Consider the following 24,859-nt stretch of genomic DNA (forward strand, 5'->3'; position numbering starts at 1 on the left):
ATAATACACGTGAACCTAGAAGAATTTTCGTCTCCAAAAAACAAGTGCAAGAATCCCGGCGATACTAAATGAAATGCCTAACGTAAGTATCCAAGCAAGTGACATATCCATGAATGGTAATTTCACGTTCATGCCATAAAAACTAAATACCATGGTTGGAATCGTTAAAATAATCGTAAAGGACGTTAAAAATTTCATGACGATGTTCATATTGTTCGAGATAATCGAAGCATAGGCATCCATCATACCACTTAAAATATTGGAATGAACTTCCGCCATTTCAATTCCTTGGCGATTTTCAATAATAACATCTTCCAGTAAGTCCTGGTCTTCCTCATACATTTTGACAATATGTTGCCGCATCATTTTGTCTAAAACAAGTTTGTTGGACTTTAGAGCAGTAACGAAATAAACTAAACTTTTTTCAATACCCATTAAATCATAGAGCTGCTTATTTTTCATAGATTCATGTAGTTCTTTTTCGATTTCATCCGTTTGACGATTTAGTCGTTTAAGGTGCCGTAAAAATTGTGTAGAAATCATATAAAGAATTTGTAAGGCAAAACGGGTTTTCATATGTGTGTAGAATCCCTTAATCCGCCGTTTTATAAAAGATTGAATAATCGATGAGTCAATGGTGCAAATCGTAAGAAAATAGTCTTTTGTGAGAATAATCCCCATTGGAATGGTTTCAAATGAAGCATAATGGATATCTTCCTCATCAACAACAGGAAAGTCACAGATGATTAAAACAGCTTCTGTATCGTCGTCACGTTCAATACGCGCGCTTTCATCTTTATCAAGTGGATCCTCAAGAAACTCTAATGGAATATTGTACTTTTCGGCAATTAAATTGATTTCCTCAGAAGTAGGTGCAACAATGTTAATCCAGGAATTGCGCTCCACCTCTTCAAGCTCAATTAGTTTACCATTTTCATCGGATTTAAAAATTTGGTGCATATTGAACCCTCCTCTTTTTTTAATAGAGCAGGTATTTTGTCAAAAGAAAAGGAATTGCCTTTCGCAAAATAACGCTGCGCATGTATACTTCGATGTGGATCAGGCTCACTAGGCTTTCGATTTTGTTTTTTCAAGACAATTCACTTCCTTTCAGATAATCATTCACAACCTCACTATTATAACGAGTTTAGAGGCATTTGTACATGTTTATTTTCAGCAAGCAAATAAAGTGGTTTGAGCGCACGTAAGACATCTTCTGCTTCTTCTAAAAAAGTACTCGCAGAGCGCAGCACGGTAGAACCTTCTAAATAAATTTTCCCAACCAAAAACTCGCCTTTTTTCACATCACGAAAACGTTCTAAAGTACTTTTAAGTTCCTTTTTGTTTAAAGCGAAGGTGGCGCTAACGGTATGATCTTTTGACAGGGAAAAACCGTTTGGCAGCGCATCAAACATCGCCTGGTTCGCCAAAAAGCGACTGGCAATTTGATTGCGATTTTCATTTTCATAAATGAAAGCAAGCCAGATAAATACATATTCGCCGTACAGGCCAACTTGAAAATGAGGGTGTTTCTTGTAGCCACGCTTGTCCGCGCAAATCGCAAGCCATGTGCTATCAGGAGGATTCACCGACCGTCTTGCATGTCTTGCAATATGTAAATGCATGTCCGTACCAAGCTCTGTGCTTAAAAATTCCGTGAGTTTCTCACCAAACAGCTTAAATTTCGGCTGAATTTGCGTTTGAATGGCCTCCATCCGACTTGCTAATCCAGATGTTCTCATTGCTACAAAATCCTTTTCTGAAAAACCATTTGTCATCTATTATACCCTCCCAAAATATTCGTCATTACCATTATACGGAAGTAAGCGAGCATATACAATTAGAAGAATTTTATGCTAAAATAAAGCATTATAACGAAGGAGCTGTTGAGATGAGCCATCTAAATACGGAGAAACAATTTGTTAGCGCTTTTTTTGAAGAAGCAGGGGCCGAGATAGTGGCTTCTTTTGAGGAAAACTTAGAGGTTGAAACAAAATCAGATCGTAATGATTTGGTGACAAATATCGATAAAAAAATCGAATTGCTATTTGTGAAACGAGTTCACGAGCAATTTCCCCATCATCGCATTTTTGGAGAAGAGGGGATGGCGACAGAAATTGATTCCCTTGAAGGTCCTGTTTGGATTGTCGACCCAATTGATGGCACACTTAATTTTGTCATGCAGCAAAAGAACTTTGCCATTTCCGTAGCGCTTTATATTGACGGAGTTGGTGTGTACGGAGCTATCTATGAAGTCGAAAAAGGAGATATATATACATGTGAAAAAGGATGCGGCGCGTATTTAAATGGTAAAAAGTTACAACCCGTAAGCACAGAAGATACACTATCTGACCATCTACTAGTCGCTAATTTAAGTGCGATTCGGACAAATGAACAGCTTGTTGACGCCATCAAAGCATCACGCGGCTTGCGACTTTACGGAGCGGCTTCGCTTGAATATATGTACGTGGCAACAGGTAAAGTAGGCGCCTACATGTCTGCCAATTTGGCCCCGTGGGATATTGCCGCTGGTAAAATTATTGCCGAAGAATTAGGGTGCGTTGTCACTCGTCTAGACGGACGTCCGGTAAATATGTTGGAACAAGGCTCGTCACTTGTCGCTTTGCCAAACGTCCACCAAGAACTTTTGAAAATGTATTTATCATAAAAAATTTCGTTTTCTGAAAACAAATGGGTGTCAAGTGAAAAAAGTTGTGCTATAATAGGAAAGTTGATTTATACGAAATGTTCGGATTAGGCATAAACGGTCGATTTCACTGATGACTCATTTGTTATACGTTGTGCGATTAGTACTTCGTAAGTTTAATTTTACTGCTTCCGAGGAAAATAATTTATTTTCCTTTTTATTTGTCTCACAAACTGGAAGTACGATGAGAATTCATATACATTTCGTTCTAAAAAAGCAAATTGAAACCTGATTTTAGGAGGAAACAAACTAGTGAAATTAAGAGAAGACATTCGTAATATTGCGATTATTGCCCACGTTGACCATGGTAAAACTACTCTCGTGGATGAGCTTTTGAAACAATCTGGGACGTTCCGTGAAAATGAACATGTTGATGAACGTGCGATGGACTCAAACGACATCGAACGCGAACGTGGAATTACTATTTTAGCAAAAAATACTGCCATTAATTATAAAGGTATTCGTGTAAACATTATGGATACACCTGGTCATGCCGATTTCGGTGGTGAAGTAGAACGAATCATGAAAATGGTTGATGGTGTACTTTTAGTTGTTGATGCATATGAAGGAACCATGCCGCAAACACGTTTCGTACTAAAAAAAGCGTTAGAGCAAAATTTAACACCCATTGTTGTTGTTAATAAAATTGACCGCGATTTTGCGCGCCCGGAAGAAGTCGTAGATGAAGTATTAGAATTATTTATCGAGTTAGGGGCAAATGATGACCAATTAGAATTCCCTGTCATTTATGCATCCGCAATTAATGGGACTTCAAGTGAAGACTCTGACCCGTCAAAACAAGAAAAAACAATGGCACCTCTTTTAGATACAATTGTCGAACACATTCCAGCACCTGTTGATAATAGTGATGAACCGCTTCAATTCCAAGTTTCTCTTTTAGACTACAACGACTATGTTGGTCGTATTGGGATTGGTCGTATTTTCCGGGGAACAATGCATGTCGGTCAGACGGTTGCACTTATGAAACTTGATGGTTCTGTGAAACAGTTCCGCGTGACAAAAATGTTCGGTTTCTTCGGCTTAAAACGTGAAGAAATTAAAGAAGCAAAAGCAGGAGATTTAGTTGCACTTTCGGGAATGGAAGACATTTTCGTTGGAGAAACGGTAACCCCTTTTGATCAGCAAGATGCACTACCAATCTTACGTATCGATGAACCTACGCTACAAATGACTTTCGTAACAAACAACAGTCCATTTGCAGGTCGTGAAGGAAAGCATGTGACAAGTCGTAAAATTGAAGAACGGTTAATGGCCGAGCTTCAAACAGACGTTTCACTTCGTGTAGAACCAACTAGTTCGCCAGATGCGTGGACAGTTTCAGGACGCGGAGAACTTCACTTATCAATTCTAATTGAAACGATGCGTCGTGAAGGATATGAATTACAAGTATCCAAACCAGAAGTTATTATCCGCGAAGTTGATGGTGTAAAATGTGAACCAGTAGAAGATGTTCAAATTGACACACCTGAAGAATTTATGGGTGCAGTCATCGAATCGATTAGCCAACGTAAAGGTGAAATGCAAAATATGATTAATGACGGAAATGGTCAAGTACGCTTGCAATTTAAAGTTCCAGCACGAGGCTTAATTGGTTATACAACTGATTTCCTTTCCATGACGCGCGGTTATGGAATTATCAACCATACTTTCTTAGCCTATGAACCAATGCAATCAGGACGTGTTGGTGGACGTCGCAACGGAGCATTAGTATCCATGGAAACAGGAAAATCAACAACATATGGGATTATGCAGGTGGAAGACCGTGGAACGATTTTTGTTGAACCAGGGACAGAAATTTATGAGGGCATGATTGTTGGCGAAAATAGCCGTGAAAATGATATAGCTGTTAACGTCACAAAAGCAAAACAAATGACAAATATTCGTTCCGCAACGAAAGACCAAACCAATGTGATTAAAAAACCTCGTCAAATGTCTTTAGAAGAATCACTTGAATTCTTAAATGATGATGAGTATTGTGAAGTAACACCAGAAAGTGTTCGTTTACGTAAGAAGATTCTAAATAAAAACGAGCGTGAAAAAGCTGCTAAACGAGCGAAGAGCGCTGAATAATTTTTAAGAGGCTAGGGATTCATCCTAGCCTCTTTTTTCATATTCGAATGTCGCAAAAAGAGCTAATGCAAATAGAACTTACTTTTTTTACTACCGCGAATAGATAAATTTTTTGTGAACTCATTTTCCATTGTGTTCTCACGCACCGCCTGTTATGATAAAAATAAAAAGAGGTGGGAACATTGATCCAAGTAATACCTGCTACAGCATGTAAAGAAAACCCACAAATGGAAATGAGTCGCATATTTGTAGATGGCTTCTATCAATGGTTAAAGTTTTTTTCAAAAGATAAGGATAAATTGACGAAAGCATTTCGTCACGCCTTCCAATTAGATGTCTTCCATTTGGCAATAATCGATCAAGAAATTGCTGGAATGACTGCGCTAAACGATGGTTCAAAACCAACACTTCTTTTGGAGAAAAAGGAGTTATCTAAACATCTCGGCTTTATTCGTGGAAGCATAGCTTTTAAAGTTTTAAAACATGAATTCGAAGAGAAACAATATCCGTTCCCCTTGCGGCCAGGTCTTGGTTGTATTGAATTTGTAGCTACTTCAGAAAATTATCGGCATATGGGTGTTGCAAGTACGCTTATTAAGTCGCTCTTAGAAACACCTCATTTTACGTCTTATGCGCTTGAAGTGGCGGATACAAATAGTCAAGCTGTTAAATTATACCAAAAATTAGGCTTTGAGGAATTTATGCGTGTTGAAATGAAACATAAAAAGCGAAGTGGAGTTAATTATTTACTCTATATGGAGCGAAGTAACGAAATAATTTAACGAAAAGGAGTTTACCATAGCAGCTCCTTTTTGTAATATGATTGTAATATTTCAAGTTTTTTGTTATAGTAGTAAGAAGAAAGGAGTGTGTTTAGTATGAAAAAGTGGTTACTAAGTATAATCATTTTGTGCATCGCGGTTTTAGGCGCAGCTTGTGGAACAAATTCTGATAAAGACAAATCGTCTGAAAAAGCAGAAGAGGTACAGAAGAAGGAAACTGCCCAAAAAGAAACAAAATCTGACACGGAAAAAGAAGATGCGGATACAAATACAACTTCTGATGATGGCAAAGATAGCTCGAAAGCAGATAAACCTGCGGCAGATGAAAATCAGGATCAAAGTCAGAACAAAGATACATCTGAAAATTCAAATGGTGATACATCTGAAACAACAAAACAAACCATTGCGGCACCACAAATTAGTAAAGCAGCGTTCAGTACATCCAATGTGTTGCCTATTACAGGTGGTGAAGTGACAACAGTTTATGGAAATTACAGCCCATCTTTTATTAAAGATTTTAATTCGCTTGTCGTTCGTATCAATCAATATAAAGTAGAACGCGTCCAAAATCCGACGAAGGAAATGGACGTGTACTCGCCTGAAAGTTACATGAAAAAAGGCGGTTATGTCGTGACACTAGACGTATCTATTTTTAATAAAACAACTAAAAATATCACTTACAAAGCAGAGCAAATTAATTTAGTTGGAAAAAGTAAAAGTACGGGTGGAAGCTTAGACAATTTTATTCCTAATAATTACCACTTAACAGGAAGTACGGCTGACCCTTATGTATTTAGTCCAGGAAAAACAGCAGAAGGATTTATTACTTATATGATGGATGATACTAAATACGCAGACTTTAAAGCAAGTCCAAGCGTTGCGGTTCCAAGTCCAGGAGTATTTGACGCGAGCTTGCCTAAAACAGAAGCTGCAGTTGCAACATTACCAATAAATTAAAAAAACGGCGTGTAGTGCTTGGTTTTATCAGCCAAGGAAAACTACACGCCGCTTTTATTTAGATTCCCGTTCTAAAATCTCGCGTTTTAACTGACTAAGAGGTTTTGTGAACGGTTTATTAAAATAAAATTTTCCGGAATTGATTCGCGCCATCGTTCGAACAGCAACGCGATGATCGCAATCTGGGCAAATATACATACGAATAGGTTTATTGCGCAGTTGCTTCGTTTTAAATTCGCGTCTATCTAAATCGTCTGTCCGGTCACACAATATGCAAGTTGCTTTCATGAAAAATCACCTCGTACATTCATTATAGCATGTTTTTCAGAAAAAGAAGAGGAAGGTAGTTTTTAGTATAAACCGTTTGCAGCTCAGTAATTTTGTGCTATACTTAATTTATTAATTGATAAAAGCGTCTAGAAAACGCATGAGAGGGAGGGTCGCTGTGATGACTGAAAATAAAAACTACCGCAATCAAGCTGTTCAATTACTAAAAGAAGATTCACGCCGAATCTTGCAACTCATTAAAGTGCAGATGGATAATTTAACTTTACCACAGTGTCCAGCGTACGAAGAAGTACTAGATACACAAATGTACGGTTTATCCCGTGAAATTAATTTTGCAACTAGACTTGGCTTAATTGATATGGAGGAAGGAAAACGCCTTCTAGCTACATTAGAAAAAGAATTGTCGACATTACATGAATTGTCAATGAACAAGCAGTGAGATTTTAAAAAGGGTCTACAAATTCTGTAGACGCTTTTTTTCGTTTACACCTAAGCTCTTTTTCTTTATAATATTAAAATAGAACGTTAAAAAAGCGCAACAAAGATTGGAAGAGGATTATGCTAAAAAAAATTCTGAAATCTTATGACTATTCTTTAATAGTTGTTTATCTTATTTTATGTATATTTGGCTTAATTATGGTCTATAGTTCTAGTTGGTCACTTGCTTATCGGCAAGACTTGCCTGCTGATTTCTATTATTTACGCCAAGTTAAAAATTTAATCATTAGCTTAATATGTTTTGGTTTATTTGCCTTTTTTCCGTACAGAATCTATCAAAATAATAAATTTTTAATCCCAATGATGCTCGGCTCAATTTTATTGCTGCTTCTTATTTTTGCAATGGGACATACAGCAAACAATGCGCAGAGCTGGTTTAGATTAGGAGCGGCATCGCTTCAACCTGCTGAATTTGTTAAAATCTCGGTCATCATTTACTTAGCTGCGATTTATGCTAAAAAACAAAAATATATTGATGATTTTAACCGCGGTGTATTGCCACCCATATTTTTCCTAGCAGTTGTTTGCTTTTTAATTGCCATCCAACCAGACATTGGTTCTGCATTTATTATTTTTATGACAGGTTGTTGTATTATCATATGCTCTGGTATGCGTTTAAAAACCATTCTTAAACTAATTGGCCTCGGTCTAGGTATCATATTAATTTTGGGCTTCATTGTACTTATTTTACCAGATGAAATTCAAAAAGAAATTATTTCTCCAACTAGAATGGGTCGTTTGACAAGTTTTCTCAATCCATTTATTGATAGAGGGAATACGGGACACCAACTTGTTAATTCATTTTTTGCCATTGGTTCAGGTGGCGTTTTTGGACAAGGACTAGGTCAAAGTGTGCAAAAGCTTGGTTATTTACCTGAAGCACATACTGATTTTATTATCGCTGTCATTGCTGAGGAACTAGGTGTATTCGGTGTTCTCATTGTTATTTTAGGTCTGTTCTTTATCATTTTTAGAGTCATTTTGACAGGCTTACGGGCGAATAATCCATTTGGTGCACTGCTTTGTTATGGTGTCGCGGGTTTGATTGGCATACAGTCGTTTATTAATTTAGGAGGCGCCACTGGTTTGATTCCCATTACAGGTGTGACACTCCCTTTCATCAGTTACGGGGGCTCCTCGCTAATGGTTATGTCAATTTTAATTGGAATTGTTGCTAACGTTGGGATGTTCACAAATTATCAACGGAAATATGGCAAAAAAGGGGAAGTACAGTAGGAAAAGAGGCAAAACATGACGAATGTTTTTCCTTTTTATTTTAATAATATTCGTATGTTTTGTAGATTTTCTAAAAAAATGGGAGAAAGTAATTTACATCTAGTATGTTTTAATACTATAATTGAATTTATATACCGCTTTTTAGATGACAGCTGAACAAATGAAAAAAGCTTTCGTGTTGTTGGCAGATATGTAAGGCAACGAGAGGCTTGTTTTGTGTTAAAAAGGTAGAGTGTTGGTTAGGAGGAGAAAAATGAATAATATTAATAAAGTATTAGTAGCAAACCGCGGTGAAATTGCCATCCGTGTGTTACGTGCATGTACTGAACTCAGAATCAAGACAGTAGCAATCTATTCACAAGAAGATACGGGAGCATTTCATAGATATAAGGCGGATGAAGCTTATCTCGTTGGAGAAGGTAAAAAGCCAATCGATGCGTATTTAGATATCGAAAATATCATTGAAATTGCAAAAGAAGCTGAAGTCGATGCGATTCACCCAGGTTATGGTTTCCTGTCTGAAAACATTGAATTTGCGCGCAGATGTGAACAAGAAGGCATCATTTTTGTCGGTCCTAAATCGAAGCATTTAGATATGTTTGGTGATAAAATTAAAGCGAAAGAACAGGCATTGCTAGCTGACATTCCGGTAATTCCTGGAAGCAACGGACCTGTTTCTGAAATTGAAGAAGTTATTGAATTTGGTAAGAAAAATGGTTATCCATTAATGATTAAAGCGTCTTTAGGTGGCGGCGGTCGAGGAATGCGAGTTGTGCCTTCTGAAGAGCATGTGAAAGAAGCATTTGAACGTGCTGCATCAGAAGCGAAAGCAGCTTTTGGTAATGATGAAGTTTACGTTGAAAAATGCGTAATGAATCCGAAGCATATTGAAGTTCAAATTTTAGGTGATTCACATGGAAATATCGTCCACTTGTTTGAGCGTGACTGCTCGGTTCAAAGACGTCACCAAAAAGTAGTAGAAGTTGCTCCTTGTAATGCTATAACATCAGAACTACGCGAACGTATTTGTGCGGCAGCAGTTAAGTTAATGAAAAATGTAGACTACTTAAATGCAGGTACTGTTGAATTTCTTGTTGAAGGAGAAGATTTTTACTTTATCGAAGTAAATCCACGTGTTCAAGTTGAGCATACGATCACAGAAATGATTACGGGGATCGATATTGTACAATCGCAATTGTTTATTGCCGACGGTTATTCAATGCATGACCAACTTGTTGCAATCCCGCAGCAAAAAGATATTCGCATTCAAGGATCAGCAATCCAGTGCCGTATCACAACAGAAGATCCACTTAATAATTTCATGCCAGATACCGGGCGAATCAATACGTACCGCTCAACAGGTGGTTTTGGTGTTCGTCTGGATGCAGGAAACGGTTTTCAAGGAACTGTTGTTACGCCGTTCTATGATTCACTACTTGTAAAATTATCGACATGGGGAATGACATTTGAACAGGCGCTACGAAAAATGGTACGTAACCTTGTGGAATTTCGGATTCGTGGCGTAAAAACGAATATTCCATTTCTACTAAATGTCGCACGCCACCCAGATTTTATTAGCGGAAACTACAACACATCCTTTATCGATTCAACGCCAGAACTATTCAAATTCCCACACGTACGTGACCGTGGGACAAAAACCCTGCGTTATATTAGTAACGTAACCGTAAATGGATTTCCGGGAATTAAGCAAGACGAAAAGCCAGTTTATACGGAACCACGAGTGCCAAAAATCCCTTACGGACAAAAAATCGTGCCAGGTACGAAGCAAATTTTAGATGCAAAAGGACCAGAAGGCATAGTGGACTTCGTGAAAGCACAAGATGAAGTTTTATTAACAGACACTACGCTTCGTGATGCCCATCAGTCTTTACTAGCGACACGCGTCCGCTCAAAAGATATTTTCCAAATTGCAGATGCCATGGCACATTTACTTCCCAACATGTTCTCATTCGAGATGTGGGGCGGTGCCACGTTTGATGTCGCTTATCGGTTCTTAAACGAAGACCCATGGGTGCGTTTAGAAACTTTGCGGAAACAAATTCCAAATGTAATGTTCCAAATGCTACTACGTGGTGCAAACGGTGTCGGTTACAAAAACTATCCTGATAACGTCATTCGTGAATTCGTCAAACTCTCTGCCCAGTCAGGCGTTGACGTTTTCCGTGTATTCGACAGCTTAAACTGGATTAAAGGAATGGAAACTTCCATCGAAGCTGTTCGAGATACTGGAAAAATTGTGGAGGCAACAATTTGCTATACGGGTGATATTGACGATGAAACACGTACAAAATATACCATTGATTATTATAAAAATATGGCCAAAGAATTGGTGGCGCAAGGGACACATATCCTCGGTATTAAAGATATGGCAGGCCTTTTAAAACCACAAGCAGCTTATCGTTTAATTAACGAACTAAAAGATACAGTCGATGTGCCTATTCATTTGCATACACATGATACGAGTGGCAATGGAATTTATACGTATGCAGCAGCTGTAAGTGCGGGTGTAGATATTGTTGACGTGGCATCTAGTGCGATGAGTGGCGCAACAAGTCAGCCAAGTATGACGGGTCTTTATTATGGACTTGTGAACGGAAAACGCCAAACTAATTTAGATGCGCATAATTCGCAAATTTTAAACCACTACTGGGAAGATGTTCGCAAATACTATAAAGACTTTGACAATGCATTAAATTCACCGCAAACAGAAGTGTATGTGCATGAAATGCCAGGTGGACAATATACAAATTTACAACAACAAGCTACAGCTGTAGGACTTGGAGATCGCTTTGATGATGTAAAAGAAATGTATTCGACTGTTAATAAAATGTTTGGTGATATTGTAAAAGTGACGCCTTCTTCAAAAGTTGTAGGTGACATGGCATTATTTATGGTGCAAAATGAATTAACAGAAGAACTTATTTATGAAAAAGGGGATACGATTGATTTTCCTGATTCGGTCATCGAATTTTTCCGAGGCGAAATTGGACAGCCATATGGTGGGTTCCCAGAAAAACTCCAAAAACTTGTGTTAAAAGGTCAAAAACCACTAACCGATCGTCCGGGGGCACTCATGGAACCTGTTGATTTTTCTAAAGTAAAAGAAGAATTGCATGAAAAAATGGGTTACGAGCCATCTGAGCGTGATGTGATGGCGTATATTCTCTATCCAAAAGTATTTCTTGATTATCAAAAAATGATTGATAGATACGGGAATGTGACGGTTCTTGACACGCCAACATTCTATAAAGGAATGCGTCTAGGTGAAACCATTCAAGTTGAGCTAGAAAAAGGGAAAATTTTGCTCATTAAATTGAATTCTATCGGTGAGCCAATAGCGGATGGAACCCGTGTCATTTACTTCGAATTAAACGGTCAACCACGTGAAATTAATGTACAAGATTTCAACGTACAAGCGACTGTTGTAGCGCGGCGTAAAATTGATACAACAAACCCTGAGCACGTCGGAGCTACAATGACAGGCTCGGTCATCCAAGTTGTTGCTTCCAAAGGTCAGAAAGTGAAAAAAGGCGATCCGCTTCTCATTACAGAAGCAATGAAGATGGAAACAACGATTCAAGCACCATTTGATGGTGAAGTCAAAACAATCTTCGTATCAGACGGTGATACAATTGAGTCCGGAGACTTGTTAATGGAAGTCGCACGCATTTAAGAATACTGTTATGGGCATGGCTCGCCGTGCCCATTTTTTTATGAAAAAAGCTTGAAATTACTTTACAAATAGTAGGTTTTAAGGTAACTTAACATAAGGTGGTTCTTCCCACCAAATGAAAGCAGCTTATGCGAAACGGAAGGGTTACATAAGAGAACATACAAATACATCGACATCCGTAAGCTTCTAAGTGGAGGCGATTTTTATAAGAGCGTAATAAATTTACATGAAATTATTTACTAAACTTGGAAAGAAGTGTTTTTGTGAAACAAGTATGGGAAGTTTTAAAAGAACAAATTAAATATACTCCGATGATGATTCGTATTTCACGTTACGAGGATAGAGCGAACTATCAAAGTCACTACTTAGGATTATTATGGGAGATTTTAAATCCACTCATTCAAGTCGCTATTTATTTTCTTGTTTTCGGCTACGGGTTAAGAGGAAGTTCAACCCTTCAAGGAACTGACGTTAGTTTCCTTGAATGGATGTTAGCGGGGATTGTACCGTGGTTCTTTATTAACAGTGTTGTCATGCAGGGAACAAATAGTATTTTTAATAAAATTCATCTCGTATCAAAAATGAATTTTCCGATGAGCATTCTACCGAATATTACCATCATCTCGAATTTAATGAGTTATTTTGTTATGACCATCATCATGGTCATCATTTTCTTAGTAAAAGGAACACCAATTAATATTTACTGGGGACAATATATCTATTATTTCGTTTCGATGATTTTATTCCTGTTTAGCTTTTCGCTTTTCAATGCGACAATTACTGTTTTAGTACGAGATTACTTTATGGCGTTACAAAGTATTATGCGTGTATTATTTTATCTTACTGGTATAGTTTGGAATATCCCGCAACTTCTACCTGAATGGGCTGCTAACTTGTTAAAATTAAACCCATTTATGTATATTGTAGACGGTTTTAGAGATTCGCTCCTACTTGGAAAATGGTTCTGGGAATCGCCGTCCTATACGATTTATTTTTGGCTACTCACTGCATTTTTCCTTTTTGTCGGATCCATCTTGCATATGAAATTCCGCGAAAGATTCGTTGATTTCGTATAAGGAGTGTTTTATTTTGAGTAAAAAGCTAAAAGTATCATTTAGGCACGTTTCTAAAGAATACGATTTATTTGTGAATAAGACTGAAAACATGAAAGCTATCTTCCGTAAAGATTCCCAAGATTCTTTTTGGGCATTAAAAGATGTCTCCTTTGATATTTTTGAAGGGGAGTCTATCGGGATTATTGGAGTTAATGGTTCTGGAAAGTCCACGATTTCAAGTATTATGGCGAATATCGTCCAAGCAACTGAAGGAGAAGTCACGACAAATGGTGTGGCCTCACTCATTGCGATTAATACAGGATTCAAAGGACCACTTACTGGGGTTGAAAATATCCGCCTAAAATGCCTCATGCAAGGGTTAACAAATAAACAAATCGAACGTTTACTGCCTGATATTATTGACTTTGCCGATATTGGTGATTTCATCCATCAGCCTGTTAAAAATTATTCAAGCGGGATGCGCTCGCGTTTAGGATTTGCTGTATCTGTCCATATCAATCCGGATATTTTAATTATCGATGAGGCTCTTTCTGTCGGAGATGATACATTTTATCATAAATGTGTGAATAAAATAGAGTCATTTAAAGCAGATGGAAAAACGATTATTTTTGTGAGTCACTCACTAGAACAAGTAAAGAAGTTATGTGATCGTATTATTTGGATGCACTACGGAGGTTTAAAGGAAATTGGCGCAGCAAATGAAGTAGCTGAATCCTATGAGTCATTCGTGAAATGGTTTAATGAGCAATCAGCATCATTTAAGAAAACCTACCAAAAAGAAATGGAAGCAGCACAAAAAATTCGTCCTAAAGAAGTCCATATAAACCCAGCTTTTAGTGAACAAAAAGTAAAGAAAACAGATAAATTATTACTTGCTTCAAGCGTTCTTTGTCTGGCTCTTTTTGGCACTTTAGTTGCGACAGGGCATTCATTGTTAGGCCTATTTTAAAAAGAACACCTGAACCACACGCGGTTCAGGTGTTCTTTTTATAGAAAACGACTTGTTTGATCAATATAAATCAGTTCCTTCAAGAAATCTTTATAATAATCAGATTCAAAGTGTGAAAAAGAATGTCCAAATGGATAGTAGTAATCACCAATGTAGCCTTTATTCGTGAAGTCAATAACACGGGCATTTGGCGCTTTATGCAGGAAGTAATTATTCAGACGATCCCACAAATATTGTGCTTTTTGAATAGCCATTTTATTTGGGTAAGCTGTCTTTTTTCTAGACTCGTCATAATATTCATAAGTGAAACCACCTTTATTTAAAATGATACGATTTTCAGGAATGATTGTTATAAGCTCTTCAATAAAACGGTCAGCATAATGTGTCCATTCGTTGAAATATTCCTCATCATTAAAGTGCGTCATCATTTTATAACAAGGTAGATCATCAGCAATACGGCTATTTTCAACAATGTACGAAAAAGTAATCGCGGTGTCTTCGTTCAACCACATAACAGGTCGAATGGCGTCTGCATATAAATCAATAATGAAATAATCAGGTTTTGCTTTTTTTAAACGTTTAAAGAAATCTTTTTTAATATCATCTTTCATATAGTTCATATCAAAATGAGTAATTTCATCCTTATATTTATCAAAAGCAATTTTTTCGTCAAAATCTTTTGTCATAATACTAATAAGCGATGAATGCATTTGTGTTAGCGCAACATTAAAAAAGGACTTATACTCTGGGTTAAAATAGGGTGTGGAGTTAAACGCATTGCGACTAAAGCAAGTTCCGAGAACAGCGATATTTTTTGCTGTGCCTTCACTGTGTACGCTCGGTGCAATTTGAACATATAAATTATGTTGAGACGTTTTAGTTAATTTAAAATTGAACGTTTTTTTAGGTGCAACTTGAAATTTATTATCAAATTTAATGCTTTCTGGAACAAAAACTGGAAAATCAGGGAAGCCATCTAGTCGAATAAATGCATCCCATCTTTGATAGGGATTAAATGTATCAAAAGGAAACAAATCAGCTTTATTAACTTTGAGATGATAAGAACTTAACCAATTTGTTTTAAAAGGGAAAATCAATTCTTCTAAATACTCGGACTTTAAGAATTTTTTATCGCGTCTTTTTAAAATAAACTGTCCCTTCTTTAATGCATGTTGACTTTCAAACTTAAACGAAAAATCTTTTGAGCTTTCAGAAAAGCTTTGTAATGTCACTTCTTGATTCACTTGTTGGATAAAGTAAAAAGCTAACCGATTGGCACCAGTCATATAAGAAGAGATCTTTGTAAAAGGAATTGCACTTGGCAAAATAGTTAAGTCCACTTTGTTTTTCAAAGACTCAGCTAAATCTAAGTACATGAAGGAAGAATTTTGCTCACCCGATTTCACAACTAAAAAGCAGTCGAGATTATTTAAATCATCCACTAAAAAAGCACTGTCCAATTGAGTAAACGAAATGTTAAAATTAAATTTTTTATCACTTATATCACTTAAATCAAATTTTTGGACATGCTCGAAATAATTGTAAAGGGTGGGGTTAGGACGCCGTTTAATGACTAGCTGCGTCTTCAGTCCTTGCTTTGCTAAATTAAATGTAGCAGCTTGAATGAACCCAGTCCCACTAAAGCCTTCCTCTGATAAAGCAAATGTTTCTAGTATGGCTTGAAATGGTTTAGGCGTAGCAACTAAAAGTAGCTTACTTGATGAAAAATCGAAGCTAAACTCAAAGAAACTATCCGCATCTTCCAATATATCAACTTGGTCAATTGCGCTCTTTTGGACAAAAGCATCTCCTTCACTAGTGTGACACAAAAAAGTCCAATTTGTTTTCCTATCGAATAAGGAATATTTGGAGATTAAATCAAAAGGAAGTATAACTTGATAAAAATCGTCTAAAAAATTAACTTCAAGCTTAAATGATTTTGCCGGATGCATAAATTGGTTTTGCTGTTTATAAACTACAGAAACACTATGAATCTTTGCATGACTTTTCAAATTTAGTAACCAAGATCGTGTTTCAGTAGAGGTTGTAATCATAGAAGCGGTAACTTGCATGAGAATTCTCCTTTGCATTGTAATATTCTTATGAATTATTGTACCATAAAAAGGGGAATTTCAAGCATTCATTGCCTAAAAAGTGTATATTTTTTGACGAAAGATGTTTCGATTTCTTTACAATTCATTTTTTTAACCGCAAGCGCTGTAATATATGTTATAACTAAAAAGTACCAAACTATATAAGGAGGAGATTTTAATCAAACAAAGAAGTAATCATTGGCGTTTTTTGATTTGTTTAGCTCTTATGCTATTATTTTTTCTGCCAGCAATAGAAAACGCTCAAGCAGCAACGTCTTACAGTACGTATTATGCGCCAAATTCAATTAATTTGAGAGCAAGCAGAACATTTGATAGTAAAACAATTGTTCAAATCCCTAAAAATGCATCTTTTAAAGTGCTAGATGGATCAAAGGACCAAAATGATTGGGCAGAAGTGACATATAAAACATATACTGGATATATGCAAACGCGTTACTTCGCAAACACAAATTTAGCAAAGACTTACACGACCTACTATGCACCATCAAATATTAATTTGCGTGAAAATCGAACTTTTGATTCGCAAACAATTGTCGTTATTCCAAAAAATGCATCGTTTATTGTTGAAGACAACTCTGAAGATGGAAATAATTGGGTACGAATAATGTATAATCAAAAAGAAGGTTATATGGAAAAGCGATACTTAACGTTATATAATCCTTCAAAAGGGTATGGTACCTATTATGCGCCAAGCCCAATTAACTTACGTAAATCAGCAACTTTTGATTCGGCTACTGTCGTTCAAATCCCTCAAAATGCATCTTTTTCCGTAGAAGATAATTCAGCAAATAGTGCTGGGTGGGTGCGAATTGTTTATCAAAATAATATTGTTGGTTATATGCAACAGCGGTATCTAAGTGGCTATGATCCTACTAAAACGTATAATGATTATTATGCTTCAGATGTAGTCAATCTAAGATCAGGTCGTGATTTTTCAACCAGTGTGTCTTATGTGGTGCCAAAAGGACAAATTATGTATGCATTGCAAGGGTCAACAGATAGTAATGGTTGGACAGAATTTCAAGCAAATGGTCGAAAAGGGTATATGCAACTAAGATATGTTACGGCAAAAATTCCTAATGCCACTTATGTTAATTATTACGCAATTAATAATGTTAATTTGAGAAATAAACAAGATTATAATTCGCCAACAACTGTAACGATTCCTGCAGGTCAGCCAGCTCTTGTAAATAAGGCTGATATTGGTAAAGACTGGGTACGTGTCGTATATAATAATATTCCGGGCTATACAAAGCTAGGTTACATGTCTAATGGAGCTCCTATACAAAAATATTATTATACGACGACCTACCCAACAACTTTTTCGAGCATGCTTAGCACGAATATGAGATTATCACCGCAGACAGATAAAAAACCAAGTAAAATGTATATCTCTAGTGACGGAACATCTGTTACTGGAACGAGTGGCAAAGTTACTGCTACTAGTGTTCCTGTAAGAACTTCTGCTACTACTACTGGTTTTGTAACAACAACACTGAAAATGAATCAAACTTTTACGGTCTTAAGTACAATAACGGATAGTAACATGAAGAAATGGTATCAAGTAAACTTCTCGAGACAATGGTTTAATGCCAATCAAACAGATACCTCCTATTATTTAAACCCAAATAATTTTGGTAAAAATACAGCGAGTTACTTGCAGTTTCTTATTTTGTCGGAGCCAGCAAACATTGATCCAGCAGAGGTTAATCGAACTGTTTTAGCTGGAAAAGGGATACTAGCTAACAAAGCCACTAGTTTCCAAACGGCGGCTCAGCAGAATAAAGTTAGTGAAATTTATTTGATTGCTCATGCGCTTTTAGAAACAGGAAATGGGACGTCTCAGTTAGCGAATGGTGTGGTTGTGAGTAGTGTTGATGGCAAACCTGTTACGCCTAAAAAGGTATATAATATGTATGGCATCGGAGCTGTTGATAGCGCACCCCTTCAAAAAGGTTCAGAACGGGCCTATAAAGAAGGCTGGGATACGCCTGAGAAAGCAATTATAGGTGGCGCTAAATTTATTGGTGACAAGTATATTAATGCAGGCCAAAATACGTTGTACAAAATGAGATGGAATCCAGCTAATCCAGGTACTCATTTATATGCAACTGATATTGCTTGGGCATACAAGCAAGTCAATACGATGAATCAAATATATAGCAAGCTTACACGTTATACGCAAAAATTTGATACACCCATTTATAGGTAAGTAAAAAGCCAAAGATTAGTGAATAGACTAATCTTTGGCTTTTTATATAGTGTATGCTTAGTAGAAGTTGATAAAAAATAGTTATTTTGCTATATTAATAGATAGTTTGAAAAGGAGGATGGTTTTTTGAAGCGCAAAAAAGAGATATGGTATCTTATCTCCCTTTTTATTGGCTTTATTGGCTTACTTGGGTTTTATAAGTTTGATATCATTAGTTTTTTAGTTATCATTTCCTTTGGTGCTATGCTTTTTTTATGCATACGGCAACTGAAGTTTCTCACATTTAACTGGTTGAAATTTATAGGTAGTAGTTTGCTTGCTGCCTTTTGGTTAGCATCTACATATTTAGGTAATTTATCACCAAACATAGCAGTAAGCTTTATTTACATAGCAGGAGCATTTTATTTTTTGGCGAATTTATTTTACTTGCTTTTATTTGAACTTGCTCAGCCATTCTCACTTTTGGTTAAGAGTAAAACTAAAAAATATGAATTAGCCATATATGCGGGAATACCTTTTGTTTCTTGGATATTGTCATTTTTAGCTTATTATCCAGCAAAAATGACGTTTGATTCTTATTACCAGTGGGCGATGGCGCATGACGTGAGGCAGTATAGTGCGTGGCATCCGATGCTACATACTTTATGGGTGGAATTGACATCTAATATTTATGATTCACCGGCAAGTTATATTTTCTCTCAAATTATTGTTGTAGCACTCATTGTTGGTTATGCCATCTATTCACTAACGAAATTAGGGCTACCGAAATTTTTAGCTTATTTGCTAACGTTTGCTTATGCACTTTGGCCTATCATGATGTTATACAGCGTAACAGCGTGGAAGGACGTTCCATTTGCAGCATTTATTTTATTATTTACGACATTATTAGCAAAAATTATTGCGTCTAAGGGAGCTTGGTTGAAAAAACCACTTAATCTTACTGCACTTATTTTAGTTGCTTTTGTAACAATTAATTTAAGAAATAATGGTATTTTTATTGTTGTTGTGACTTTGCTTTTATTAGTTATTTTTATGAAGGGATTCAGAATCCGAACAGGGCTTGTGTTTGTTATCGTTATGGGAATGAATTTACTTTTCAATGGTCCAGTTGCCAATGCTTTAAACGTGGAACAAAATCCGTTAAACCAAGCTCTGGCTATTCCGTCGCAACAAATTGGCGCAACTTTTTATTATAACGGTCAGTTTACAAAAGAATTAAAAGACTATTTTACTGAAATTTTACCAGAAGAAAATTGGAAGAAGGATTACAATCCGTATACAGTTGATCCGATTAAACACGATGAAGCCTACAATTCTGCGCCTATTGATGCGGATTTCGGTTTATATATTAAAAACTGGGCCAAGCTAATGAAGGATAATTTTGGGATTTATGTAAAAGCATATTTGGACCAAACGAGTGTGATTTGGTGCTACCAGTCTCCGGAGGATTATAAAGTCTTTTTCGGCTCGACAGCAAAATTACAAGATATTAATTATGACATTCGAACATTTGCCATTATAACAGATACGCCAAACGACATTGAAAAAGTGAATAAAGCAGGTTATGAGCGCTATATGAACGAGCTTAATTCTGTAGGTGTATCGAACAATCTCACTTACGAAGATTATGTTAAAAATAGAGTCGAACCGTCTGCTAAGTCACTATATTCAAATTCTAAATTGACAAGTTATGATGAGTTTTTAAACCAACTTATGGATAAAGTTAGAACGGATTGGCAAAATATTTTACTTAAAGGAGCAATTCCTTTATTACTACTTCTCATTGCATTTGTTTCAAATCTTGGACGGGGAAGAAGATTAAGTTGGTTAGTTTTTGTGCCAGCATTTCTAGCTGTTGCAACGATTGCTGTTGCTATGCCAGCAACAGACTTTAGATATAGCTTTAGTTTTATTTTCACAGTTCCTTTCCTATTTTTTGTTGCAAAGCTAAATTTGGAAAAAAATTAGAATTATTTGGAGGCAAAGAAAAACATGGAAAAAGTGGCTGTTTTAATCCCTTGTTATAATGAGGAGATTACGATAGGAAAAGTAATTCGAGATTTTAAGAGAGAATTACCAAATGCTGACATATATGTATATGATAATAATTCAAGCGATTTGACGGTTGAAATTGCGAAAAAAGAAGGTGCTATAGTACGTTCAGAAGTAAGGCAAGGAAAGGGAAATGTAGTTCGAAGCATGTTTTCAGACGTAGATGCAGACTACTATGTGATGATTGATGGTGATGATACATATCCTGTGGAGGCCGTACATGAAATTCTCGATGCTTTAAGAAACCATGAGGCTGATATGGTCATTGGGGACCGTTTAAGTAACGGAACATACTCAAGCGAAAATAAGCGAAACTTCCATGATTTTGGAAATAATTTAGTTCGTAATACGATTAATCGTATTTTTAAGAGTGATATTCGTGATATTATGACAGGATATCGCGGCTTTAATCGTTATTTTGTTAAGACAATGCCTGTATTAAGTCCAGGGTTTGAAATTGAAACGGAAATGAGTATTCATGCACTTGAAAATCGATTTTTATTAAAAGAAATTCCTATTGATTACCGTGACCGTCCAGAAGGAAGTGAATCAAAACTAGATACATTTTCTGATGGAATGAAGGTCATTAGTACTATTGTCCGTTTGTTTAAAAACAGTAGACCATTCCTGTTCTTTGGTATTTTAGCGGCGCTATTCTTAATTGTTGGCATAGCAGTAGGTATTCCAGTACTTGTAGGTTTTGCTAAAACCGGTTTAGTATTGAAGTTTCCAAGCGCTATTTTAGCTGTAGGTTTAATTATTCTGGCAATGTTATTTTTCATCTGTGGTCTTATTTTAGATACAATTCAACATCGAAATAAACAAATTTATTTCTTAGAACTAGTAAAATATAAAGAAAGAGTGACACGAAAAACGACTTAATTACATTTTAAGTCGTTTTTCTCATTAATAATCAGAAAAAACGAATTTTTAAAACATAAAGTCCTATTGAAGTTTTTTTGTTGAGCGGCTAGAATGGTATATAGAGTAATCTTTTTGATTACAAATTTAATAATGGAAAGGATGCGCTATGAGAAAAAGTAATTGGGTTGTTATTCTGCTGGGAGTATTTTCTCTGATGTTATTTTTTGTAAACCCGGAGAAAGTTTTAGCAGAATCTGGGGAGAATGGTATTGGAGCAAATGAAATTTTAGATAAAGAAGTAAATGAAAAGGTTTATACCCCAAAACAACAAACTGAGGAAGAAAAAGAGGAAGCAAAGCAAAAACCCGTTCAAGAAGAACAGGGAGAGATGCTGTTTCGTTCTGCACTTCCAGGAGTAACTGCGACGTCTCTTTCTACGCTAAACCAACACATCATTAATCAAAATTATCCAAAGGCGACAATTCAAAAACAATTAAAGAATTTTGATCGCTTTGCTTATCAGGACGGTGTCGGGAAACCACGAGGCATTGTTATTCATGAGACGGCAAATGATAATTCTACGATTACACAAGAAATCAATTATATGACGAATAATTGGCAAAATGCATTTGTGCATACATTTGTTGATCATAATCAAATTATCGAAATCCATCCGACTGATTATGCAGTCTGGGGGGCTGGACCGAAAGCCAATCCATATTTTGTTCAAGTTGAGTTAGTACGCGAAAAGACAGCGGATGGCTTTTATCGCTCTGTTTATAACGATGCTTACTATGCGGCATATATATTAAAGAAGTATAATTTATCACCTGTAAATGCTCACAATACTGGTAGTGGAACGGTTTGGTCGCATGATGCGGTATCGCGTTATTTAGGTGGTACAACACATAGTGATCCAGTTGGGTATTTTGCAAGATGGAACTATTCATTTAATGAGTTTTTCCAACTCGTTCAATATTTATATAATCGCTTAGATGTGACGTACTATGCTTCTTCACCTATTAACTTAAGAGGGGATGCAAATTGGTCCTCTAATACAGTTGCAAAGATAAAAATTGGTGAAGCGATGAAAGTAGACCCTGCAAAAAATAAAAACGGTTGGGCATATGTTAATTATAATGGAACAATTGGCTATATCCCGTATGCGTATATTCAAACTGAGAATACTTTTAAAACAGTTTATGCAAAAGATAAGTTGAATTTACGTTCTGATGCAAGTTGGAGCTCTAGTGTAGCTGGTGTTGTTCCAGCGGGTCAAGCCATTGTTTCGAATTCAGCAAAGGATAAAAATGGTTGGTCATATGTCACGTATGTTACTGGTACCGGAAATTTTTCTGGCTATATTCCGGCAGCTTATTTCCAAGATACGAACCCACTCAAAACTTATTACGGGAAAAATGATCTTAATTTAAGAGCAGATAGCAATTGGGATTCAAAAGTTTCGGTAACCGTACCTGTAGGAAAAGCAGTTATCGTTAATAGTGCGCTAACTAAAGATGGTTGGTGGCATATTACGTATAATGGCGTTTCAGGATATTTGCCTGGTAGCTACTTGCAAACAACTAATCCAATAAAAACTTATTACGGTAAGGATAATTTGAATCTTCGAGCAGATAGCAATTGGGATTCAAACGTAACCACAACGGTTCCGGTTGGTGAAGCGGTGATTGTTAATACGGCTTTAACCAAAGATGGTTGGTGGTATATCACGTATAAAGGTATTTCTGGCTATTTACCAGGGGCGTATTTACAGACGACAAATCCAATTCGTTACGCTTTTTCTAATGACTTGTTAAATATTCGTTCAGACAGTAATTGGAATTCTACGATTAGTGTAGTGGTTCCAGCTGGTGAGAAAGTGCAGATTAATGATGCAAAAGAAAAGGATGGTTGGGCGTATATGACATATGCTGGGAAATCTGGCTATTTACCAGAGGCATATGTATCAAACGTAAATAAATACACGGCTTACTATGCTATAAATGCAATTAATTTAAGAGCTGATAGCAACTGGAATTCGGCTGTTGTTGGTGTGATTCCTGCAAAAGCAAAAGTAGCTGTAGATTTAAGTAAAACTAAAAATGGTTGGTTATATGTAACCTATAATAATTTAAAAGGCTACATTCCAGAAGTCTATCTAAGTAAATAAATGATTAATCCTCAAGTAAATTGACGTTCTGTCAAAAACTTGAGGATTTTTTACGTAAAAAAAGAAGGCTAGAAATAAAGCCCTCTCTTTTAACGAAAATCATTCGTTAATTCTTTTTTTTGCTCGCTGTTTTATCATCTTTATGCATGTCATGATACAATTTGTCGATTAATTGATGGACACTATCTTTAATCTCAGGATGTTCTAAAGCAAACTTCATAGTTGTTTCAATAAAACCAAATTTATCTCCCACATCAAAACGTTGTCCTTCAAAATCATAGGCAAATACGCGTTGGATTTCATTTAAACGGTTAATTGCATCTGTTAACTGGATTTCTCCACCAGCACCGGGTTCTTGAGTGGCTAAATAATCGAAAATTTGAGGTGTCAATAAATAACGTCCTAAAATAGCTAGATCAGATGGTGCTTTGTCCGGATCAGGTTTTTCGACAAAACCTTTTACATTAAATAGACGTTCACTCATCTTATCAGCAGGATCAATAATGCCGTAACGATATGTTTCCTCGTGTGGAACAGTTTGAACGCCGATGACTGAACTATGCGTATGTTCATATTGATTGATAAGTTGTTTTACACATGGAACCTTAGATTTAACAATATCATCGCCCAGCATGACAACGAAAGGCTCATTACCAACAAAACCTTTTGCTTGTAAAATGGCGTCACCTAGTCCTTTAGGTTTTGATTGTCTAATGAAATGTAGATTAATGTTTGTTGTTTCTTCCACAAGGTGGAGTAGCTCTAATTTGTTTTTTTCTCTTAATGTTATTTCAAGTTCAGGAACAGAGTCAAAGTGGTCTTCAATGGCACGTTTGCCCTTACCTGTAACAATTAAAATATCTTCAATTCCAGATGCCATTGCTTCCTCCACAATAAATTGAATTGTAGGTTTATCTACAATGGGTAGAATCTCTTTTGGCATAGCTTTTGTAGCAGGTAAAAACCTAGTACCTAATCCTGCAGCTGGAATAACGGCCTTTCTTACTTTCATCTCGAAACCTCCAATAAATATATACTTCATTACTTTTTATATTATAAACGATATCATTATAGAATAGCAAGGCGATTTCGGTCACAAATTACTATATAACTGGACTGATGGAACCCTATTCTATGAAACGAAAATCGAGTTGGAATTGACATCCATA

General features: G+C 36.3%; 18 protein-coding genes. 13 read left to right on the forward strand and 5 right to left on the reverse strand.

From position 1 onward, the window contains the following. Window positions 1-15: 15 nt before the first annotated feature. Together R8923_RS04295 and R8923_RS04300 are read right to left on the reverse strand one after the other, a co-directional pair. Window positions 16-960, reverse strand: a complete 945-nt coding sequence (locus tag R8923_RS04295; protein WP_485871522.1) for a magnesium transporter CorA family protein — start codon at window positions 958-960, stop codon at window positions 16-18. A gap of 176 nt (window positions 961-1,136) precedes the next feature. Continuing rightward, window positions 1,137-1,778 carry a YktB family protein gene (locus R8923_RS04300; protein WP_485871523.1) on the reverse strand — a complete coding sequence of 214 codons (642 nt, stop codon included), beginning with the start codon at window positions 1,776-1,778 and terminating at the stop codon, window positions 1,137-1,139. A 113-nt stretch (window positions 1,779-1,891) separates the two neighbouring features. Between R8923_RS04300 and R8923_RS04305 the strand changes: the two genes are divergently transcribed. The 4 genes from R8923_RS04305 (at window position 1,892) to R8923_RS04320 (ending at window position 6,537) form a co-directional block, all read left to right on the forward strand. Further along, a complete protein-coding gene (locus tag R8923_RS04305; RefSeq protein ID WP_485871524.1) occupies window positions 1,892-2,668 on the forward strand; it encodes an inositol monophosphatase family protein in 777 nt (258 codons plus the stop codon). A gap of 291 nt (window positions 2,669-2,959) precedes the next feature. Further along, window positions 2,960-4,798, forward strand: a complete 1,839-nt coding sequence (gene typA / locus R8923_RS04310; protein WP_485871525.1) for a translational GTPase TypA — start codon at window positions 2,960-2,962, stop codon at window positions 4,796-4,798. A gap of 182 nt (window positions 4,799-4,980) precedes the next feature. Further along, a complete protein-coding gene (locus R8923_RS04315) occupies window positions 4,981-5,580 on the forward strand; it encodes a GNAT family N-acetyltransferase (protein ID WP_485871526.1) in 600 nt (199 codons plus the stop codon). Between the two features lie 96 nt (window positions 5,581-5,676). Continuing rightward, entirely contained in the window at window positions 5,677-6,537 is an 861-nt protein-coding gene (locus tag R8923_RS04320) for a DUF5068 domain-containing protein (protein WP_485871527.1), read from the forward strand. Between the two features lie 54 nt (window positions 6,538-6,591). Here R8923_RS04320 and R8923_RS04325 read toward each other — a convergent pair whose 3' ends face one another. Continuing rightward, window positions 6,592-6,825, reverse strand: a complete 234-nt coding sequence (locus tag R8923_RS04325) for a YlaI family protein (RefSeq protein ID WP_485871528.1) — start codon at window positions 6,823-6,825, stop codon at window positions 6,592-6,594. Window positions 6,826-6,985: 160 nt separating this feature from the next. Here R8923_RS04325 and R8923_RS04330 point away from each other — a divergent pair, with 160 nt between their 5' ends. The 5 genes from R8923_RS04330 (at window position 6,986) to R8923_RS04350 (ending at window position 14,278) form a co-directional block, all read left to right on the forward strand. Beyond that, window positions 6,986-7,264: an Fpa/YlaN family protein gene (locus R8923_RS04330; protein ID WP_485871529.1), complete on the forward strand. Its 279-nt coding sequence runs from the start codon at window positions 6,986-6,988 to the stop codon at window positions 7,262-7,264. A gap of 119 nt (window positions 7,265-7,383) precedes the next feature. Next, entirely contained in the window at window positions 7,384-8,559 is a 1,176-nt protein-coding gene (ftsW, locus tag R8923_RS04335; RefSeq protein WP_485871530.1) for a putative lipid II flippase FtsW, read from the forward strand. A 253-nt stretch (window positions 8,560-8,812) separates the two neighbouring features. Beyond that, a complete protein-coding gene (gene pyc / locus R8923_RS04340; protein WP_485871531.1) occupies window positions 8,813-12,253 on the forward strand; it encodes a pyruvate carboxylase in 3,441 nt (1,146 codons plus the stop codon). A 263-nt stretch (window positions 12,254-12,516) separates the two neighbouring features. Continuing rightward, the gene (locus R8923_RS04345; protein WP_485871532.1) at window positions 12,517-13,329 is read left to right on the forward strand and encodes an ABC transporter permease; all 813 of its coding nucleotides are present in this window, start codon (window positions 12,517-12,519) and stop codon (window positions 13,327-13,329) included. A gap of 13 nt (window positions 13,330-13,342) precedes the next feature. Continuing rightward, window positions 13,343-14,278 carry an ABC transporter ATP-binding protein gene (locus R8923_RS04350; RefSeq protein WP_485871533.1) on the forward strand — a complete coding sequence of 312 codons (936 nt, stop codon included), beginning with the start codon at window positions 13,343-13,345 and terminating at the stop codon, window positions 14,276-14,278. Window positions 14,279-14,316: 38 nt separating this feature from the next. Here R8923_RS04350 and R8923_RS04355 read toward each other — a convergent pair whose 3' ends face one another. Beyond that, a complete protein-coding gene (locus R8923_RS04355) occupies window positions 14,317-16,350 on the reverse strand; it encodes a DUF6270 domain-containing protein (protein WP_485871534.1) in 2,034 nt (677 codons plus the stop codon). A 247-nt stretch (window positions 16,351-16,597) separates the two neighbouring features. Between R8923_RS04355 and R8923_RS04360 the strand changes: the two genes are divergently transcribed. The 4 genes from R8923_RS04360 to R8923_RS04375 all read left to right on the forward strand — a co-directional run bounded on the left by R8923_RS04360 (window position 16,598) and on the right by R8923_RS04375 (window position 23,690). Next, window positions 16,598-18,604 carry an SH3 domain-containing protein gene (locus R8923_RS04360; RefSeq protein WP_485871535.1) on the forward strand — a complete coding sequence of 669 codons (2,007 nt, stop codon included), beginning with the start codon at window positions 16,598-16,600 and terminating at the stop codon, window positions 18,602-18,604. Window positions 18,605-18,730: 126 nt separating this feature from the next. Continuing rightward, entirely contained in the window at window positions 18,731-20,572 is a 1,842-nt protein-coding gene (locus tag R8923_RS04365; RefSeq protein WP_485871536.1) for a DUF6020 family protein, read from the forward strand. Window positions 20,573-20,596: 24 nt separating this feature from the next. Beyond that, complete coding sequence (locus R8923_RS04370) at window positions 20,597-21,538, forward strand: glycosyltransferase (protein ID WP_485871537.1); 942 nt, start codon at window positions 20,597-20,599, stop codon at window positions 21,536-21,538. 196 nt (window positions 21,539-21,734) lie between these two features. Further along, window positions 21,735-23,690: an SH3 domain-containing protein gene (locus tag R8923_RS04375; RefSeq protein ID WP_485871538.1), complete on the forward strand. Its 1,956-nt coding sequence runs from the start codon at window positions 21,735-21,737 to the stop codon at window positions 23,688-23,690. 106 nt (window positions 23,691-23,796) lie between these two features. Here R8923_RS04375 and galU read toward each other — a convergent pair whose 3' ends face one another. Continuing rightward, window positions 23,797-24,702 (reverse strand): UTP--glucose-1-phosphate uridylyltransferase GalU, encoded by a 906-nt coding sequence (galU, locus tag R8923_RS04380; protein WP_485871539.1) that lies wholly within the window; start codon window positions 24,700-24,702, stop codon window positions 23,797-23,799. Window positions 24,703-24,859: the final 157 nt, after the last annotated feature.

The organism is Listeria tempestatis, from assembly GCF_963575625.1.
GTDB lineage: Bacteria > Bacillota > Bacilli > Lactobacillales > Listeriaceae > Listeria > Listeria tempestatis.

Bases quoted from the DNA above. Each gene is read 5' to 3' on its own strand.
- R8923_RS04295 (WP_485871522.1), bottom strand. From the start codon at position 960: ATGCACCAAATTTTTAAATCCGATGAAAATGGTAAACTAATTGAGCTT.
- R8923_RS04300 (WP_485871523.1), bottom strand. From the start codon at position 1,778: ATGACAAATGGTTTTTCAGAAAAGGATTTTGTAGCAATGAGAACATCT.
- R8923_RS04305 (WP_485871524.1), top strand. From the start codon at position 1,892: ATGAGCCATCTAAATACGGAGAAACAATTTGTTAGCGCTTTTTTTGAA.
- R8923_RS04320 (WP_485871527.1), top strand. From the start codon at position 5,677: ATGAAAAAGTGGTTACTAAGTATAATCATTTTGTGCATCGCGGTTTTA.
- R8923_RS04325 (WP_485871528.1), bottom strand. From the start codon at position 6,825: ATGAAAGCAACTTGCATATTGTGTGACCGGACAGACGATTTAGATAGA.
- R8923_RS04330 (WP_485871529.1), top strand. From the start codon at position 6,986: ATGACTGAAAATAAAAACTACCGCAATCAAGCTGTTCAATTACTAAAA.
- ftsW (WP_485871530.1), top strand. From the start codon at position 7,384: ATGCTAAAAAAAATTCTGAAATCTTATGACTATTCTTTAATAGTTGTT.
- pyc (WP_485871531.1), top strand. From the start codon at position 8,813: ATGAATAATATTAATAAAGTATTAGTAGCAAACCGCGGTGAAATTGCC.
- R8923_RS04355 (WP_485871534.1), bottom strand. From the start codon at position 16,350: ATGCAAGTTACCGCTTCTATGATTACAACCTCTACTGAAACACGATCT.
- R8923_RS04360 (WP_485871535.1), top strand. From the start codon at position 16,598: ATGCTATTATTTTTTCTGCCAGCAATAGAAAACGCTCAAGCAGCAACG.
- R8923_RS04370 (WP_485871537.1), top strand. From the start codon at position 20,597: ATGGAAAAAGTGGCTGTTTTAATCCCTTGTTATAATGAGGAGATTACG.
- R8923_RS04375 (WP_485871538.1), top strand. From the start codon at position 21,735: ATGTTATTTTTTGTAAACCCGGAGAAAGTTTTAGCAGAATCTGGGGAG.
- galU (WP_485871539.1), bottom strand. From the start codon at position 24,702: ATGAAAGTAAGAAAGGCCGTTATTCCAGCTGCAGGATTAGGTACTAGG.